This is a genomic window from Nocardia sp. NPDC023733 (assembly GCF_040639775.1).
GTDB classification, from domain to species: Bacteria; Actinomycetota; Actinomycetes; order Mycobacteriales; family Mycobacteriaceae; genus Nocardia; species Nocardia rosealba.
Genome location: NZ_JBFAAN010000001.1, coordinates 14,646 through 29,346 on the forward strand (window position 1 = coordinate 14,646; position 14,701 = coordinate 29,346).

10 protein-coding genes are annotated in these 14,701 nt (G+C 69.1%); 8 read left to right on the forward strand and 2 right to left on the reverse strand.

Annotated features, from left to right (window positions below):
• The first annotated feature begins 20 nt into the window (after nt 1–20).
• From AB0F86_RS00070 to AB0F86_RS00080, 3 genes are all read left to right on the forward strand, one after another.
• The gene (locus AB0F86_RS00070) at nt 21–806 is read left to right on the forward strand and encodes an electron transfer flavoprotein subunit beta/FixA family protein (RefSeq protein ID WP_181698485.1); all 786 of its coding nucleotides are present in this window, start codon (nt 21–23) and stop codon (nt 804–806) included.
• A gap of 37 nt (nt 807–843) precedes the next feature.
• The gene (locus AB0F86_RS00075) at nt 844–1,800 is read left to right on the forward strand and encodes an electron transfer flavoprotein subunit alpha/FixB family protein (RefSeq protein WP_181698486.1); all 957 of its coding nucleotides are present in this window, start codon (nt 844–846) and stop codon (nt 1,798–1,800) included.
• Between the two features lie 176 nt (nt 1,801–1,976).
• Nucleotides 1,977–2,165, forward strand: a complete 189-nt coding sequence (locus AB0F86_RS00080; protein ID WP_356986428.1) for a hypothetical protein — start codon at nt 1,977–1,979, stop codon at nt 2,163–2,165.
• Nucleotides 2,166–2,167: 2 nt separating this feature from the next.
• Here the strand turns inward: AB0F86_RS00080 and AB0F86_RS00085 are convergent, their stop codons facing one another.
• Nucleotides 2,168–2,611, reverse strand: coding sequence for a GNAT family N-acetyltransferase (locus AB0F86_RS00085; RefSeq protein ID WP_356986427.1), 444 nt, complete (start codon nt 2,609–2,611; stop codon nt 2,168–2,170).
• A 43-nt stretch (nt 2,612–2,654) separates the two neighbouring features.
• On the opposite strand from AB0F86_RS00085, the gene AB0F86_RS00090 reads away from it, so the two are divergent.
• Nucleotides 2,655–3,692 carry an aminoglycoside phosphotransferase family protein gene (locus AB0F86_RS00090; RefSeq protein WP_356986425.1) on the forward strand — a complete coding sequence of 346 codons (1,038 nt, stop codon included), beginning with the start codon at nt 2,655–2,657 and terminating at the stop codon, nt 3,690–3,692.
• Nucleotides 3,693–3,897: 205 nt separating this feature from the next.
• Here the strand turns inward: AB0F86_RS00090 and AB0F86_RS00095 are convergent, their stop codons facing one another.
• Entirely contained in the window at nt 3,898–4,749 is an 852-nt protein-coding gene (locus tag AB0F86_RS00095) for a LysR family transcriptional regulator (protein WP_356986458.1), read from the reverse strand.
• 136 nt (nt 4,750–4,885) lie between these two features.
• Here AB0F86_RS00095 and AB0F86_RS00100 point away from each other — a divergent pair, with 136 nt between their 5' ends.
• The 4 genes from AB0F86_RS00100 (at nt 4,886) to AB0F86_RS00115 (ending at nt 14,671) form a co-directional block, all read left to right on the forward strand.
• Nucleotides 4,886–6,172, forward strand: coding sequence for an NAD(P)/FAD-dependent oxidoreductase (locus tag AB0F86_RS00100; RefSeq protein ID WP_356986423.1), 1,287 nt, complete (start codon nt 4,886–4,888; stop codon nt 6,170–6,172).
• 247 nt (nt 6,173–6,419) lie between these two features.
• Nucleotides 6,420–7,238 (forward strand): GNAT family N-acyltransferase, encoded by an 819-nt coding sequence (locus AB0F86_RS00105; RefSeq protein ID WP_067636974.1) that lies wholly within the window; start codon nt 6,420–6,422, stop codon nt 7,236–7,238.
• Between the two features lie 5 nt (nt 7,239–7,243).
• Complete coding sequence (locus tag AB0F86_RS00110; protein WP_357171612.1) at nt 7,244–8,188, forward strand: lysophospholipid acyltransferase family protein; 945 nt, start codon at nt 7,244–7,246, stop codon at nt 8,186–8,188.
• Between the two features lie 435 nt (nt 8,189–8,623).
• A complete protein-coding gene (locus AB0F86_RS00115; protein WP_356986419.1) occupies nt 8,624–14,671 on the forward strand; it encodes an amino acid adenylation domain-containing protein in 6,048 nt (2,015 codons plus the stop codon).
• Nucleotides 14,672–14,701 lie beyond the last annotated feature (30 nt).

The following is a 14,701-nucleotide window of genomic DNA, read 5'->3' on the forward strand; positions in this document are numbered from 1 at the left end:
AAGGAGGTCGACGAAGACCGATGCCGAACATCGTCGTACTCATCAAGCAGGTCCCCGACACCTGGTCCGAGCGCAAGCTGACCGATGGTGACTACACCCTCGACCGTGAGGCCGCCGACGCCGTCCTCGACGAGATCAACGAGCGCGCCGTCGAGGAAGCGCTGCTGATCAAGGAGGCCCAGGGCGGCGAGGTCACCGTGCTGGCCGCCGGTCCGGATCGCGCCACCGAGGCCATCCGCAAGGCGCTGTCCATGGGTGCCGACAAGGCCATCCACATCAACGACCCGGCCATCCACGGCTCCGACGCGGTGCAGACCGCCTGGGTGCTCGCCGGTGCGCTCGGCCAGGTCGAGGGCGTCGAGCTGGTCATCGCGGGCAACGAGTCCACCGACGGCCGCGCGGGTGCGGTCCCGGCGATCATCGCCGAGTACCTCGGCATCCCGCAGCTCACCCACCTGCGCAAGCTCACCGTCGACGGCGACAAGATCACCGGCGAGCGCGAGACCGACGAGGGTGTGTTCAAGCTCGAGGCCACCCTGCCCGCGATCGTCTCGGTGAACGAGAAGATCAACGAGCCGCGCTTCCCGTCCTTCAAGGGCATCATGGCCGCGAAGAAGAAGGAAGTTCAGGTCTTCACCCTCGCCGACCTGGGCATCGACCCGTCGACCGTCGGTGTTGCCAACGCGGGCACCGCGGTCACCGCCGCCACCCCGAAGCCCGCTCGCACCGCGGGCGAGAAGATCGCGGACGAGGGCGAGGGCGGCAAGCAGATCGCCACCTACCTCATCGGCCAGAAGATCATCTGATCCGGACCGTCCGAGAACTTCCCTAGGAGAAAGAACAATGGCTGAAGTACTTGTGCTCGTCGAGCACGCCGACGGTGCCGTCAAGAAGGTCAGCACCGAACTGCTCACCGCCGCACGCGCCCTGGGCACCCCGGCCGCCGTCGTCACCGGTGCCCCCGGCACCGCCGACAAGCTGGCCGCCGCCCTGGCCGCCGCGGGCGCCGAGAAGATCTACGTCGCCGAGTCCGACGAGATCGAGAGCTTCCTGGTCACCCCGAAGGTCGACGTGCTCGCCTCGCTGGTCGAGTCCGCCGCCCCCGCCGCCGTGATCGTCGCCGCCACCGCCGAGGGCAAGGAGGTGTCGGGCCGCCTCGCCGCGCGCATCGGCTCCGGTCTGCTCGTCGACGTCATCGGCGTCAACGGTGACGGTTCGGCCGTGCACTCCATCTTCGGTGGCGCGTTCACCGTCGACGCCAAGGCCACCGGCGACGTGCCGGTGATCTCGGTGCGCCCCGGCTCCATCGAGGCCGCCCCGCAGGCCGGCGCCGGTGAGCAGGTCGCCGTGGCCGTGCCCGCCCAGGAAGAGGGCGTCGTCAAGGTCGTCTCCCGTGAGCCGGTCGTCGCCGGTGACCGTCCGGAGCTCACCGAGGCGAGCATCGTCGTCTCCGGTGGTCGCGGTGTCGGTTCCGCCGACAACTTCTCGGTCGTCGAGGCGCTGGCCGACTCGCTCGGTGCCGCCGTCGGTGCCTCGCGTGCCGCCGTCGACTCGGGCTACTACCCGGGCCAGTTCCAGGTGGGTCAGACCGGTAAGACGGTCTCCCCGCAGCTCTACATCGCCCTCGGCATCTCCGGTGCCATCCAGCACCGCGCGGGCATGCAGACCTCGAAGACCATCGTCGCGGTCAACAAGGACGAAGAGGCTCCCATCTTCGAGATCGCCGACTACGGCATCGTGGGCGACCTGTTCAACGTCGCCCCGCAGCTGACCGACGCCGTCAAGTCCCACAAGGGCTGATTCGCTTCGCGTCGTAACCGAACGGCCCGGCTTCTTCTCGAGGAGAGCCGGGCCGTTCGGCGTTCAGCGCTACTGTTTCGACATGTCCTTAGCCGAAACGCAGCGCCCCGACCTGCCTGAACGCATGACATGGGAGGAGCTGGCCGAGCTATTGGGAAGTCACCTTGGAGCCGGAGGTGGGTGAGATCGCGGTCGTCGCTGCGTATGGGCTCGATACCGGACATTCTCATCTGCCGGACGGGGTGCGCCCGTTGTATCCGGTCGACTACCGGCTGGTCGAGCAGTGGGTGAACGGTGGCGGCGAACCGATCTCGATTTCGTATCCCTTTCCGATCGAGATCCCTTGGTCCGCGCTGCAATTCTGACCTCACTGGGCGCCGAGGGCCATCCAGTGCTCCGGGTTGCTCAATGGCTCGAAGCCGAGTTTCTCGTACACGCCGTGGGCGTCGTGGGTGGCGAGCATGATGCGGCGCAGGCCGTAGGGGGCGAGGTGGTCGCGGACGGCGGTCGCCAGGGCGGTGCCGAGGCCCTTGCCACGCACCGAGCGGTCGACGTACACGTCGCAGAGCCAGGCGAAGGTGGCGCGGTCGGTGACGACTCGGGCGTAGGCCACCTGCTCGCCCGAAACATTGTCGTAGACACCGAAATTGAGAGAACCGGCCATCGCGCTGTCCTGCTTCTCCCGCGTTCTGCCTTTCGCCCAGTACGAGTCGGTGGACAGCCAGGTGTGGACGCGTGCTGCGTCGAGGCGGGAGGCGTCGGTGGAGACTTCGTAGCCGGATGGGAAGTCGGGGGTGAGCGGATCCGTCATGTTCGGAAGGCTGTCAGGTTCGGCGGTGGTCTGTCGAGGGTGGATGAATTCGATTGACGGCCGGAGTGCGCGTCGGCAGGGTGGGCTGATGGTGCCGGGTGGATTGCCTGTGGAGTTGCCGTCGGCGGTCGAGGAGACGGTCCGTGCGGTGTTCGGTGCGGCCGGTGCGCGGTGGATCGACGAGTTGCCGGATGTCGTGGCCGGGCTGGCCGCGAGGTGGGGGCTCAGTGAGTTCACCGCACCGTTCGGCGGCGGAACGCACGCCTACGTGGCCGGTGTCCGGCGCGAGGACGGCGGGCAGGCGATACTGAAGGTGCCGATGGTCGACGAGGAGAACGTCGCCGAGGCGACCGCCTTGTACGCCTACGACGGTGACGGTGCGGTCCGGCTGCTCGAATTCGACCCCGGCAGCGGTGCGATGTTGCTCGAATGGGCCTTCCCTGGAACAGAATTGCTCACCCAACCCGGCTTCCCGAGCCTCGAAGGACGACCGGAGAACGCGCCGAAGGTGAAGACCGCATGCGAGCTGTATCGCAGGCTGCGACGACCAGCGCCCGCCGTCCCCGACGGCTTTCCGGTCTTCCCCGCCGCGACCGACCTCATAGACGGCCTCCGCACCCGGCTCACCGACCCGGCTGTGGCGCAACACATCTCACCGTCTCTACGGACGCTGGCGGCGCGCTGGTGCGACACACTGAGCGAGCCGGACGGTCCACTGTTGATCGTCAACCGCGACACCCACCTAGGCAATATCGTTGCCGCCGAACGCGAACCGTGGCTCCTGATCGACCCGAAACCGTGCGTGGGCGAAGCGTCCTTCGACGCGGGTTTCCTGCTGATGATCCAGGTCCAGTCCAACCCGACCTCCGAGCACGCCGACACGGTAACAGCGGCCACGGCAACGGCACTGGACGTGGACCCCGAACGCGCCCGCGGCTGGGCCCTGGTCCGCACCGTGGAGGAACTCACCTGGGCAGTCGAGGACGACGACCCGGAAATGCGCGATCTACACACCTCGGTCGCCCACGCCTTGGCGGAACTCCCGCCCGGACGATCACCCTGTCGCGGGACAGTCTGTTGACCTCTCGGCCACTGGATCCGCTACCGCCAGGAGTCGCTGGATCCCCTACCGCAAGGATGCTTACCAATCAGTGGTAATTGCGGCCCAGCACGGCTGCGCGGACGTCGGCTCCCCGATGGCAGCGGAGGTGCGACGCCGCGACAGGACCGACCGCCCAGGCGTATCCGGCGAGACCGATCGACTACCCGGCACGTCACCTACCCCCTCAGTGATGCAACGCATCCAGCAGCGTCTTGACGATCGGATTCTCCCGAGCGTCCTCACGCAGCACCGCCGACACCGGAATGCGCAGCCGGTGGTCGGTGAGGTCGAGGGTGAGCAGGCCCTTGGTTGGTCCTTCGTAGAGGATCGTCCAGGACTCGGGCCGGTTGAGTAGCTCCATGGTCGCTGTGTGGTCGGGAGGGATCGGAGGGCCGAAGGTGGGCCCGGTGGGGAGGTCGGCGAAGGCCGAGCGGATGAGTGTGTGCAACAACACCTGTTCTTGTTCCGGGGGGAGCAGCAGGGGGTAGGGGCTGAGTTCGGCCAGGGTGACGGCACCGCGCTCGGCGAGCGGGTGACTGCTCGAGATGGCGATCACGAGGTCCTCCACCCACAGCTGTTCCACGGCCAGACCGGGCTGCTCCACGCTCCCGCGGATCAACGCCAGATCACAGTCACCGTCGGCGACGGCGGTGATCCGCTGACGGAACGGTTTGATGACGTACTCGATCTCGGCATCGGGGTGCGCGGCCCGCGCGGTGGCGATCGCGGACAGCGACGGCGCCGCGAAAGACATGTTGGCGGCCAACCGAATTCGCGGACCGGTGGTGCGCACGGCCGCCCGGATCGCCGACTCGAGACTCAGCATCTGCTTGGCCAGCGGGAGCAGCCGCAGCGTCGCTTCCGTGGGCACCACGGCCCGGGTCGTCCGTTCGAAAAGCTGGGCGCCGAGGTCGCGTTCCAGGCGCGCGATCTGGTGGCTGATGGCCGACTGGGAGATGAAGCAGCGGCCGGCCGCGCGGCTGAAACTGAGCTCCTCGCACACCGCCACGAAGTACGAAAGTTGACGTAGTTCCACCTGCTGACCTCCCATATATTAGTTATGCAGATAAGAGTCATCTTCATTATGCGCCCACGCGGGGGAAACGTTTGCGTTCCGCATCGCGTTTACTCATAGGAAAGGATTCATTACCGATCTTGGAGAGCGCGCGATCATGGAACACACCGATGTCGTCATCGTCGGCTCGGGCTTCGGCGGACTTGCCGCAGCCAAGCAGCTGGCCAAGTCGCGAATCAACTTCGTGTTGATCTCGAGCACCCCGGAGCACCTGTTCCAGCCGCTGCTGTACCAGGTGGCGACCGGCGTACTCGACTCCGACGAGATCGCCCCGCCGATCAAGAACGTACTGCGCCGCCACCCCGAGGCCGAAGTCCGCCTGGGCAAGGTCACCGGCATCGACGCCGACGCCGCCGTGCTCACCTACGAGACCGCCGAGGGCACCCGCCAGATCCGCTACGGCTCGCTCATCGCGGCCACCGGCGCCAGCCAGAGCTACTTCGGCCGCGACGACTTCGCCGACAAGACCTTCTCGCTCAAGACCATCGACGACGCCGAACGGCTGCGCGACCAGATCGCCACCGTCTTTGCCAAGGCCGAGCACGCCGACGAGGCGACCAAGCGCAAGCTGCTCAGCTTCGTGGTCGTCGGTGCGGGCGCGACCGGCGTCGAGGTGGCGGGCCAGATCAAGGAACTCGCGAAGAGGCACTTCCACCAGAAGGTTTCGGTCACCCTGGTGGAGGGCGCCGACGCGGTGCTCCCGCCGTTCGGCGGCGGCCTCTCGGAGTACGCCAAGCGTTCGCTCGAGGGTAGCGGCGTGCAGGTGCTGCTCGGCACCTTCGTCACCGACATCGCCGAGGGCAAGGTGACCGTCCGCGACAAGGAGGGCATCGAGCGCGGTATCGCCGCCGAGACCGTCGTGTGGTCGGCGGGTGTGCAGGCCGGTGGCTTCGCGACGCTGCTGGCCGAGGCCACCGGTGCCGAGACCGACCGCGCGGGCCGCATCCTGATCAACCCCGACCTGACCGTCGGTGGGCACGCCGACATCTACGCCATCGGCGACATGACCTCGCTCAACGGCTACCCCGGCCAGTCGCCGGTGGCCATGCAGGAGGGTCGTCACGCCGCCGACATCATTCGCGGCAAGAAGGACGCAGGCACGCCGTTCGTCTACTGGGACAAGGGCAGCATGGCGGTGATCAGCCGGTTCAGCGCCGTGGTGAAGCTCAACGAGCGCATCACCTTCCGCGGCACCATCGCCTGGGCGATGTGGCTGGCCGTGCACCTGATGTATCTAGTCGGCTTCCGCAACCGCTTCGCCGCGGTGGCGTCCTGGCTGGTCGCCTTCGCCGGTACGGCCCGCCCCGGTTTCGCTGAGGCCGAGGTGCGTGAGCTCCCCGCGCCCGCCTCCGGTGAGGACAAGAAGGATCGCGTCGCGGCCTGATCCGACCGCCGAACGGCCCGCCGGGAAACCGGCGGGCCGTTCGCGTTCCGCAAGCCACGTACTGCGTGCCCGCATTCCGGATCTCACGCGAAATCCACCGTGTTCGGCCAGAAACCCGCAGGTGGGCGAACGATGGGCAGCGGGTCGGTGAACGCCCGGTGTGACGGGTGTCTCGTTCACCGAACGGGCATCGACACGACACTGACGCGTCGCCCCGATGCCAAGTCGGGCTGGCTTCATCAAGTGCATGACAATTTCGTCCGTGTTGACCGCGCCGGCGCCGGACTCCGGGGTGGGGAAGTCTCGCTACTCGCTCGTCGTCGCCTCCGACGCCGAGCATCGGGAAGCCGCGCAGCGCCTGCGCTTCCAGGTCTTCGCCGCCGAACCCGGTTTCCAGATGCCCGACAACGGTACCGGTCTCGACGCCGATCGGTTCGACGAGCACTGCGACCACCTGCTCGTGCGTGACGAGTTCACCGAACAGTTCGTCGGTTGCTACCGGATGTTGCCGCCGGACAAGGTGATCGCGGCGGGCGGGTACTACACCGCCACCGAATTCGACCTCACCCGCCTCGATCCCGAGGGCCACCGCATCGTGGAGATGGGCCGGGCGTGCGTGGTGCCCGACCACCGCAACGGCTCGGTGCTCACCCTCATGTGGGCGGGCATCCTGCACTACATCCAGCTCACCGGTTACGACTGGGTGATGGGCTGTGTGTCGGTGCCGATGCAGGACAGCCCGCAGGACCCCGCCGGGGTGAACGTGCGCGGGGTGCGCGACATGCTGCTGGGCCGCCACTCCTGCGACCCGGAACGCTATGTGGAGCCGTACAACCCGGTCGTCGTCGACGGACTGTCCCTCGACCAGTTGACCCCGCCGAGCCGCCCGAAGCTACCGCCGCTGTTACGCGGCTACCTGCGCCTGGGTGCCGAGATCTGCGGCGAACCGGCGCACGACCCCGATTTCGCGGTCGCCGACTTCGTCGCGCTGCTCGGTATGGAAACCATCAACACCCGGTACCTGGAGCGGCTGCAGAGCGCGGCCGCCAATTTCGACGGGAAGTAACCGCCATGGTGTTCGACGCGCCGCCCGCCCCCCACTCGCACTCGTGGATGCCGTCGAGCCCCTGTGGTTCCGGCTGTATCGAACCGATCGACGAGGTCGGTACCGCCAGAATGCTGACCAGATTGGCCGGGGTGGCCGGGCTGGTGCTCGGTTTCCCGATCCTCACGGTCGCCACCCCGAAGGCGCGCCGCGAGGACATGCAACGCCGGTACGCCCGAGCGGCGTTGCGTTGCTTGGGGATGCGGCTGCGCGTCATCGACAACCGCGGAGCCGACGCCTCGGCGGCCGGGTTCGCCGATCCGGGCACGCCGATGATGGTGGTGGCCGGGCACATCGGCTGGGCCGACGTGGTCGCGCTGGCCGCCGTACAACCGGTGAGTTTCGTGGCACGTGCCGACATGGTCGAGTGGCCGCTGCTCGGCAAGCTGGCCCAGCTCACCCGCGTGATCCCGATCGAGCGCGCCCGGTTGCGCGAATTGCCGGGTGTGGTCGGGCAAGTCGCGCAACGGCTGAGTGCGGGCAACCGGATCGTGGTGTTCCCCGAGGGCACCACGTGGTGCGGCCGGGCCTACGGTTCGCTGCGCCCGGCCATGTTCCAGGCCGCCGTCGACACCGGCACCCCGGTGCAGCCGGTGCGGTTGCGCTACCTCGACCGCGACGGAATGCCGTGCACTGTCCCGGGTTTCGTCGGTGACGACACCTTCGCCGATTCGGCGAAGCGGGTGCTGCGCAGTAAAGGCATGACCGTCGAGATCGTGCTGGAACCGCGTGAGCACGCCGGTACCGACCGGCGTGATCTGGCGCGCCGGTGTGAGCGCGCCATTCGCGGCGCCGACCGCTCGCGCCATGGTGTGCTCGACACCGAATGGATCGAATCGGGCAATACGCGCGTGCAGGACCCCTCGGTGGCGCAGCAGGAGCCGGTGTCCACCGGAGCTACTGCCTGGTAACCCTCCCGGTCTTGTTCCGGTAGCGGAGGTCGCCCTCGCGGCCTCCGCTACCGGTATTCGTCCTGCCGCCGAGTAGGTGCTGCCCGCAAATGTGAAAAGGGCGCTACCGCAGCGTGCGCGTGCCATGCTGCCCTGACCGCCGCGTGACCTGCGCAGCTGACCGAAGAGTCCCCTTTACCCACTTCGCCGTGAAGTGAAACCTGTGAATTGGCTATGCCATGAACTAAATGAGATATTTGCGGTACCGTCACGCAGGATTTTCCCGATACGCCGGGTGTAGACGTCGCCCGGCGGCGTGCGAGCAGTGCGAACGCATGGGTTGATCCATGGTGAAGGGAAGCGTTTCCGGTGACCGAGCAAGTTTCTGGCGTTCGTCGACCCCGCCCCGTTCGACGTGGACGAGTATCGACGTCCGCCACCCTGCCCCGGCTGCTCATGGCAGCTGTCGAGCGTGCCCCCGAGGCCACCGCGCTGCGGTTCGCCGGGCGCTCGCTCACCTACACCGAGCTGGACCAGTGGTCCTCCCGGCTGGCCCGTCTGCTCATCGCCCGGGGGCTCGGCCCCGGCGACCGCATCGTCCTCGCGCTGACCCGCTCGATCGAATCGGTGGTCGCGGTGTGGGCGGCGGCCAAGTGTGGCGTCACCTTCGTGCCGGTCGACCCGCGCTACCCGGCCGAACGCGTCGCCCACATGCTCGGCGACTCCGGCGCAGGCTTCGGCCTTGCCATGGCCGCCGATGCCGCCCGGCTCGACACCGGAATCCGCTGGCTCACCATCGACTCCACGGCCTACCAGGCCGAACTCGCCGCCGCATCGGACGAACCCGTGTGCGCGGGGGAGCGCACCGCCAAGCTGCGTCCCGACGAGCTGGCCTACATCATCTACACCTCCGGTTCCACCGGCGTGCCCAAGGGTGTCTCGGTCACCCACACCGGTCTCGCCGGTCTGTGCGCCGAGCAGATTCGTCGTTTCGGCATCGATACCGATTCGCGCACAGTGCATTTCGCCTCGCCCAGCTTCGATGCGAGCATGCTCGAACTGCTGCTCGCGGTGGGTGCGAGCGCCACGATGGTCATCGCGCCGCCGGATGTGTACGGCGGCGACGAACTCACCGAACTGCTGCGTACCGAACGGGTGACCCACGCCTTCATCACGCCCGCCGCGCTGGCGGGCCTCGATGCGACCGTGCTGCCCGAGCTGCGTGCGCTCGCCGTCGGCGGTGAGGCCTACCCGCCGGAGCTGATCGCGCAGTGGGCGCCGGGTCGCTCCTTCTTCAACGTCTACGGCCCGACCGAAACCACCATCGTGTGCGCCATGAGCGACCGGCTCGACCCGGGCGATGTGGTGACGATCGGCGACACCATCCCCGGCATGAAAGCGGTGGTCCTCGACGCCCGGCTGCACCCCGTGCCCGACCGCGTCCCCGGCGAGCTGTACCTGGCGGGTGCCGGGCTGGCCCGCTGCTACCACGACCGCGCCGGGCTCACCGCGAGCCGTTTCGTCGCCGACCCGGTGACCGGCGACAGGCTGTACCGCACCGGTGACCTGGTGCAATGGGTGCCGGTGCCCGGTGGGATGGGCCTGAGGTTCCTCGGCCGCACCGACGCGCAGGTGAAGCTGCGGGGTTTCCGCATCGAACTGGGTGAGATCGACGCCGTGCTCTCGGCCGACGACTCGGTGCACTTCGCCGCCACGCTGATCAGGACGCTGCCCAGCGGGGTCGACGCCCTCGTCGCCTATGTGGTGCCCGCGCCCGGCGCGACCGTCGATCCGGCGGCACTGACCCTGCTCGCCGAGCAGCGGTTGCCGCAGCACGCGGTGCCGTCGGCCGTCGTGGTGCTCGACGAACTGCCACTGACTCCGGTCGGCAAACTCGACCACCGCGCCCTGCCCGACCCCGAACTGACCACACGCGAATTCGCCGAGCCGCGAACCGACGCCGAACGCACCGTCGCCGAGGTCTTCGCCGAGCTGCTCGGTGTCGACCGGGTCGGCCGCGACGACGACTTCTTCGCCCTCGGCGGTAACTCCCTGCTCGCCACCCGCCTGGCCGGGCGCCTCGGTGCGCTCACGGGGGTGCGGGTGCCCGCGCGCACCGTGTTCGAGCACGCGAGTGTCGCCGCGTTGGCGACCGCGCTGGCCGGTCTGGTTGCCGAGACCCGCGTGCCGTTGACCCGCCGCGAACGCGGTGCGCGGATTCCGCTGTCGCTGGCCCAGCAGCGCATGTGGTTCATGGCCCGCCTCGATCCCGACGCGAGCACCTACAACATTCCGGTCGCGCTTCGCCTGTCCGGTCCGCTCGACACCGCCGCCCTCACCGCCGCCCTCGACGATGTGCTCGAACGGCACGAGGTGCTGCGCACCGTGTACCCCGAACACGACGGCCAGGGCTACCAGCAGGTCCTCCCGGTGGCTGCGGCCGGTCTCGAGGTGGCGGTGACCGCGATCGAGGAGCCCGACCTGCGCGGCGAGCTCGCCAGGCTCACCTTCGGCGGGTTCGACGTGTGCGCGCGGGTTCCCGTGCGCGCCACCGTCTTCCAGCTCTCGGCGACCGAGCATGTCCTCGCCGTGGTGGTGCACCACATCGCCACCGACGGCTTCTCCCTCGGCCCGCTCACCCGTGACCTGATGACGGCCTATATCGCGCGCACCGAGGGGCACGCCCCCGCCTGGTCACCGCTGCCGGTGCAGTACGCCGACTACACCCTGTGGCAGCACGAACTGCTCGGCGCCGCAGACGATCCCGCCTCGCTGCTGGCCCGCCAGCTCGACTTCTGGCGCACCGCGCTGGCGGGCGTCCCCGCCCTGCTCGAGCTGCCGACCGACCGTCCGCGCCCACCGGTCGCGAGCACCAGGGGAGCCGCGCACCACTTCGCCCTCGACGCGGGCTTGCATCGGGCGCTGGAAGCCCTTGCCCGCGAACACAATGCCTCGCTGTTCATGGTGGTGCGCACGGCACTGGCGGTACTGCTGGCCCGAATGGCGGGTACCGACGACGTCACCCTCGGTGCCCCGGTCGCCGGTCGTGGTGAGCCCGAACTCGACGACCTGGTCGGCATGTTCGTCAACACCGTCGTGCTGCGCACCCGGATCGCGGCGGGGGAACCCTTCGCCGCCCTGCTCGACCGGGTTCGGGAGAGCGATCTCGCGGCCTTCGGGCACGCCGACGTGCCGTTCGAACGTCTTGTCGCCGAACTGGATCCGCCGCGCACCCAGGCGCATCATCCGCTGTACCAGGTGGCGTTGTCGTTCCAGAACTTCGGCGCCGCGCGCCTGGAACTGCCCGAGTTGAGTGTGGCGGCAGTCGATCTGGGCGACGAGGTGGCCCCGGTCGACCTGCAGCTGACGGTGGTTCCCCAGGAGGACCTGGACGGCCCCGCCGGGCTGCGGTGTTCCTGGCGTTATGCCACCGCGCTGTTCGACGACTCGACCATGGCGGCACTAGGCGCCCGCCTGGGCACGCTGCTCGCGGCAGCTGTCGCACACCCGGACCGCGCCGTGGGCGATCTGCCGTTGCTCACCGAGTTCGAGCGGACCGAACCGGCCGGTGAGCTGCGGCTGGTTCCCGACACGACGCTGCTGGACGAGTTCCGCACGCAGGCGTCGCGCAGGCCGGAGGCGCCCGCGGTGACCTTCGCCGACCGCACCCTGACCTACCGCGAGCTGGCCGGCCGAGTCAACCGACTGGCGCGGCTGCTCGTGGCCACCGGGGTCGGGCCGGGCAGCACCGTCGGGGTGGCGATCCGGCCGTCGCTCGATCTGGTGGTGGCCATGTACGCGGTCTTCGCGGCGGGCGGCGCGTATGTGCCGATCGACCCGGAGTCGCCCGCCGAACGCCGCGCCGACATCCTGGCCGCCGCGCACCCGGTCTGCGTGCTCACCACGGTCACCGACACCGTCGAGGTCGATGCCCTGCCCGTGATCTCGCTCGATCTGGTCGCGAATTCCGGCGCGCTGAACGCCTTCTCGGACGGCTGGCTCACCGACGCCGACCGGCTGCGTCCGCTGCGGACCCTCGACCTGGCCTACGTGATCTTCACCTCGGGCTCCACCGGCAAACCCAAGGGCGTCGGGGTACCGCATTCGGCGATCATGAACCAGGCCGCGTTCATGGTCGGTGAGTACGCGGTCGGCGCCGACGATGTTGTGCTGCAGTCGATTCCGTTCACCTTCGACGCTTCGATGATCGGTTTCGCGACCCCGCTGCGCGCCGGGGCGCACCTGGTCGTCGCCGCAGCGCACGGTCTCACCGACCCGGCCTACCTGGCGGATATCGTCGCGCGCCACGGTGTCACCGGCACGACCATCGTGCCGTCGGTGCTGCAGATGCTCCTCGATGCCGCGCCCGCGGGCGCTCTGCGGTCGCTGCGTGCGGTCTGGGTGGGCGGTGAGGCGCTGCCGAACGCGACCATCGCCCGCTTCGCCGCCGCCACCTCCGGCCGGTTGCACAACCTGTACGGGCCGACCGAGGCGACCGTGTCGATCACCGCCGCCGACGTCACCGACGTGGGTGACGGCATCGTCCCGATCGGCCTGCCGCACTGGAACTCTCGCGCCTATGTACTCGACGCCCGACTGCGGCCGGTGCCCCTCGGCACGCCCGGAGAGCTGTACCTGGCCGGTGCGCAGCTGGCACGCGGATACCTGGGGAGCCCCGGTCGCACGATGGAGCGGTTCGTCGCCGACCCCTACGGTCCGGTCGGCGAACGCATGTACCGCACCGGTGACCTGGTGCGACGCCTGCCCACCGGCGAACTGACCTACCTCGGCCGCACCGACGTACAGCTCAAACTGCACGGCCTGCGCATCGAACCCGGCGAGATCGAGGCGGCACTGCGCGCGCATCCGTCGGTGGCCGGTGCGGCGGTGGCGGTGCACCACGAACAACTTGTCGGTTACGTCACGCCGTCCGGTGTCGATGTCGCCGAGGTGCTGGCCACCGCGCGAACCCTGTTGCCGCCGTACATGATCCCGCACCGGGTGCTCGCGCTCGACGAGTTCCCGCTCGGCGCGACCGGCAAGCTCGATCGCAAGGCGCTGCCCGCCCCCGCCCGCGAGATCCGCGAATACCAGGCGGCGGTCACCGACGACGAACGAGTCGTCGCCGAGGTGTTCGCGAGCGTGCTCGAGCTGGAGCGGGTGGGCCGCGACGACGACTTCTTCGTCCTCGGCGGCACCTCGCTGTCGGCGATCCGGGTGCGCGCGAGCTTGGCCGAACGGCTCGGCATCGAGGTCGCGTTGCGACTGCTGTTCAGCTATCCGCTGGTCAGCGACCTGGCACTGGCCCTGCGCGACGAGAAGGCGGCCTCCTCGACCGGCCCCGACCCCGCGCTCGACCGGGCGCTCGATCCGTCGATCACGCTCGACGGGTGCGCCCCACCGCGCTCGGGCGGACCGGCGAACATCCTGCTCACCGGTGCCACCGGGTTCCTCGGCAGCTTCCTGCTGCGCGAACTGCTCGAACACACCACCGCGACCGTTCATTGCCTGGTGCGCGCCGCCGACGCCGACACCGCACTCGACCGGGTGGTCGCCACGGCGGCCGGTTACGGCATCGAGGTGGACCGGGCGCGATTGGCCGGTGTCCCAGGCGATCTCGCCCGGCCGCAGCTCGGCATCGACCCACGCCGCTTCGCCGACCTGGCCGACCGGATCGACGTGATCTACCACAACGGCGCCCTGGTGAATCATCTCGAGCCGTACGGGCGGATGCGCGAGGCCAATGTCGGTGGCACCACCGAGGTACTGCGCCTGGCAACCACCACCCGCGTCAAAGCGGTGCACTACGTGTCGACGACGTCGGTGCTCGCGGGCATTCCGCAGGGCGACGGCGTGCCGGCCGGTCTGCCGGGTTACGCGCTCACCAAGTGGGTCGCCGAACAGCTGATGCACACGGCGGCCGAGCGCGGTGTGCCGATCGCGGTCTACCGACCCGGCCTCATCACCGGTGATTCCCGCACCGGTGTCGCACCGGCCGAGGACGCCTGGTGGACGATGCTTCGCTCGATGCTCGTGCTCGGCACGGCGGTCGACGTGCGCTCGGTCGCGATCGGGATGGCACCGGTCGACTACGTCGCGGCGGGCATCGTGCGGCGGTCACGTGACGATTCGGCGCTGGGTCGGGTATTCCGGGCGGCGGGTCCGGAGGTGCCGCTCGGCATCGTCTACGACGAGATCGTGCGTCGCGGTTACCGTTTCGACTTCATCGATCCAATGGAGTTCGGGCAGATCCTCACCACGGCCGCCGAACAGCCGGGGGTCGACCCGATCCTGGCGCGTGCGTCGGCGCTGAGCGGCAACTATGTGGCGGCGGTCGCGGCGGCGGGCGCGAGTTCGGTGCTCGGGGCGGTCGAGTCGAGCAGCGTCGAGTCGGCCGAATCGCTGCCCATCGATATTCCGGCGGTCGACGCGGCCGTCATCGCCCGCTATTTCGACCACTACATCGAGACCGGGTTCTTCCCGGCCCCGGCGGGCGTCGCCTGAGACGGTCCCGCGCCCGGGCGGGCGCGGGAC

Coding starts and splice junctions, on each gene's coding strand:
- AB0F86_RS00070 (WP_181698485.1), top strand. CDS start 21: ATGCCGAACATCGTCGTACTCATCAAGCAGGTCCCCGACACCTGGTCC.
- AB0F86_RS00075 (WP_181698486.1), top strand. CDS start 844: ATGGCTGAAGTACTTGTGCTCGTCGAGCACGCCGACGGTGCCGTCAAG.
- AB0F86_RS00085 (WP_356986427.1), bottom strand. CDS start 2,611: ATGACGGATCCGCTCACCCCCGACTTCCCATCCGGCTACGAAGTCTCC.
- AB0F86_RS00090 (WP_356986425.1), top strand. CDS start 2,655: ATGAATTCGATTGACGGCCGGAGTGCGCGTCGGCAGGGTGGGCTGATG.
- AB0F86_RS00100 (WP_356986423.1), top strand. CDS start 4,886: ATGGAACACACCGATGTCGTCATCGTCGGCTCGGGCTTCGGCGGACTT.
- AB0F86_RS00105 (WP_067636974.1), top strand. CDS start 6,420: ATGACAATTTCGTCCGTGTTGACCGCGCCGGCGCCGGACTCCGGGGTG.
- AB0F86_RS00110 (WP_357171612.1), top strand. CDS start 7,244: ATGGTGTTCGACGCGCCGCCCGCCCCCCACTCGCACTCGTGGATGCCG.
- AB0F86_RS00115 (WP_356986419.1), top strand. CDS start 8,624: ATGGCAGCTGTCGAGCGTGCCCCCGAGGCCACCGCGCTGCGGTTCGCC.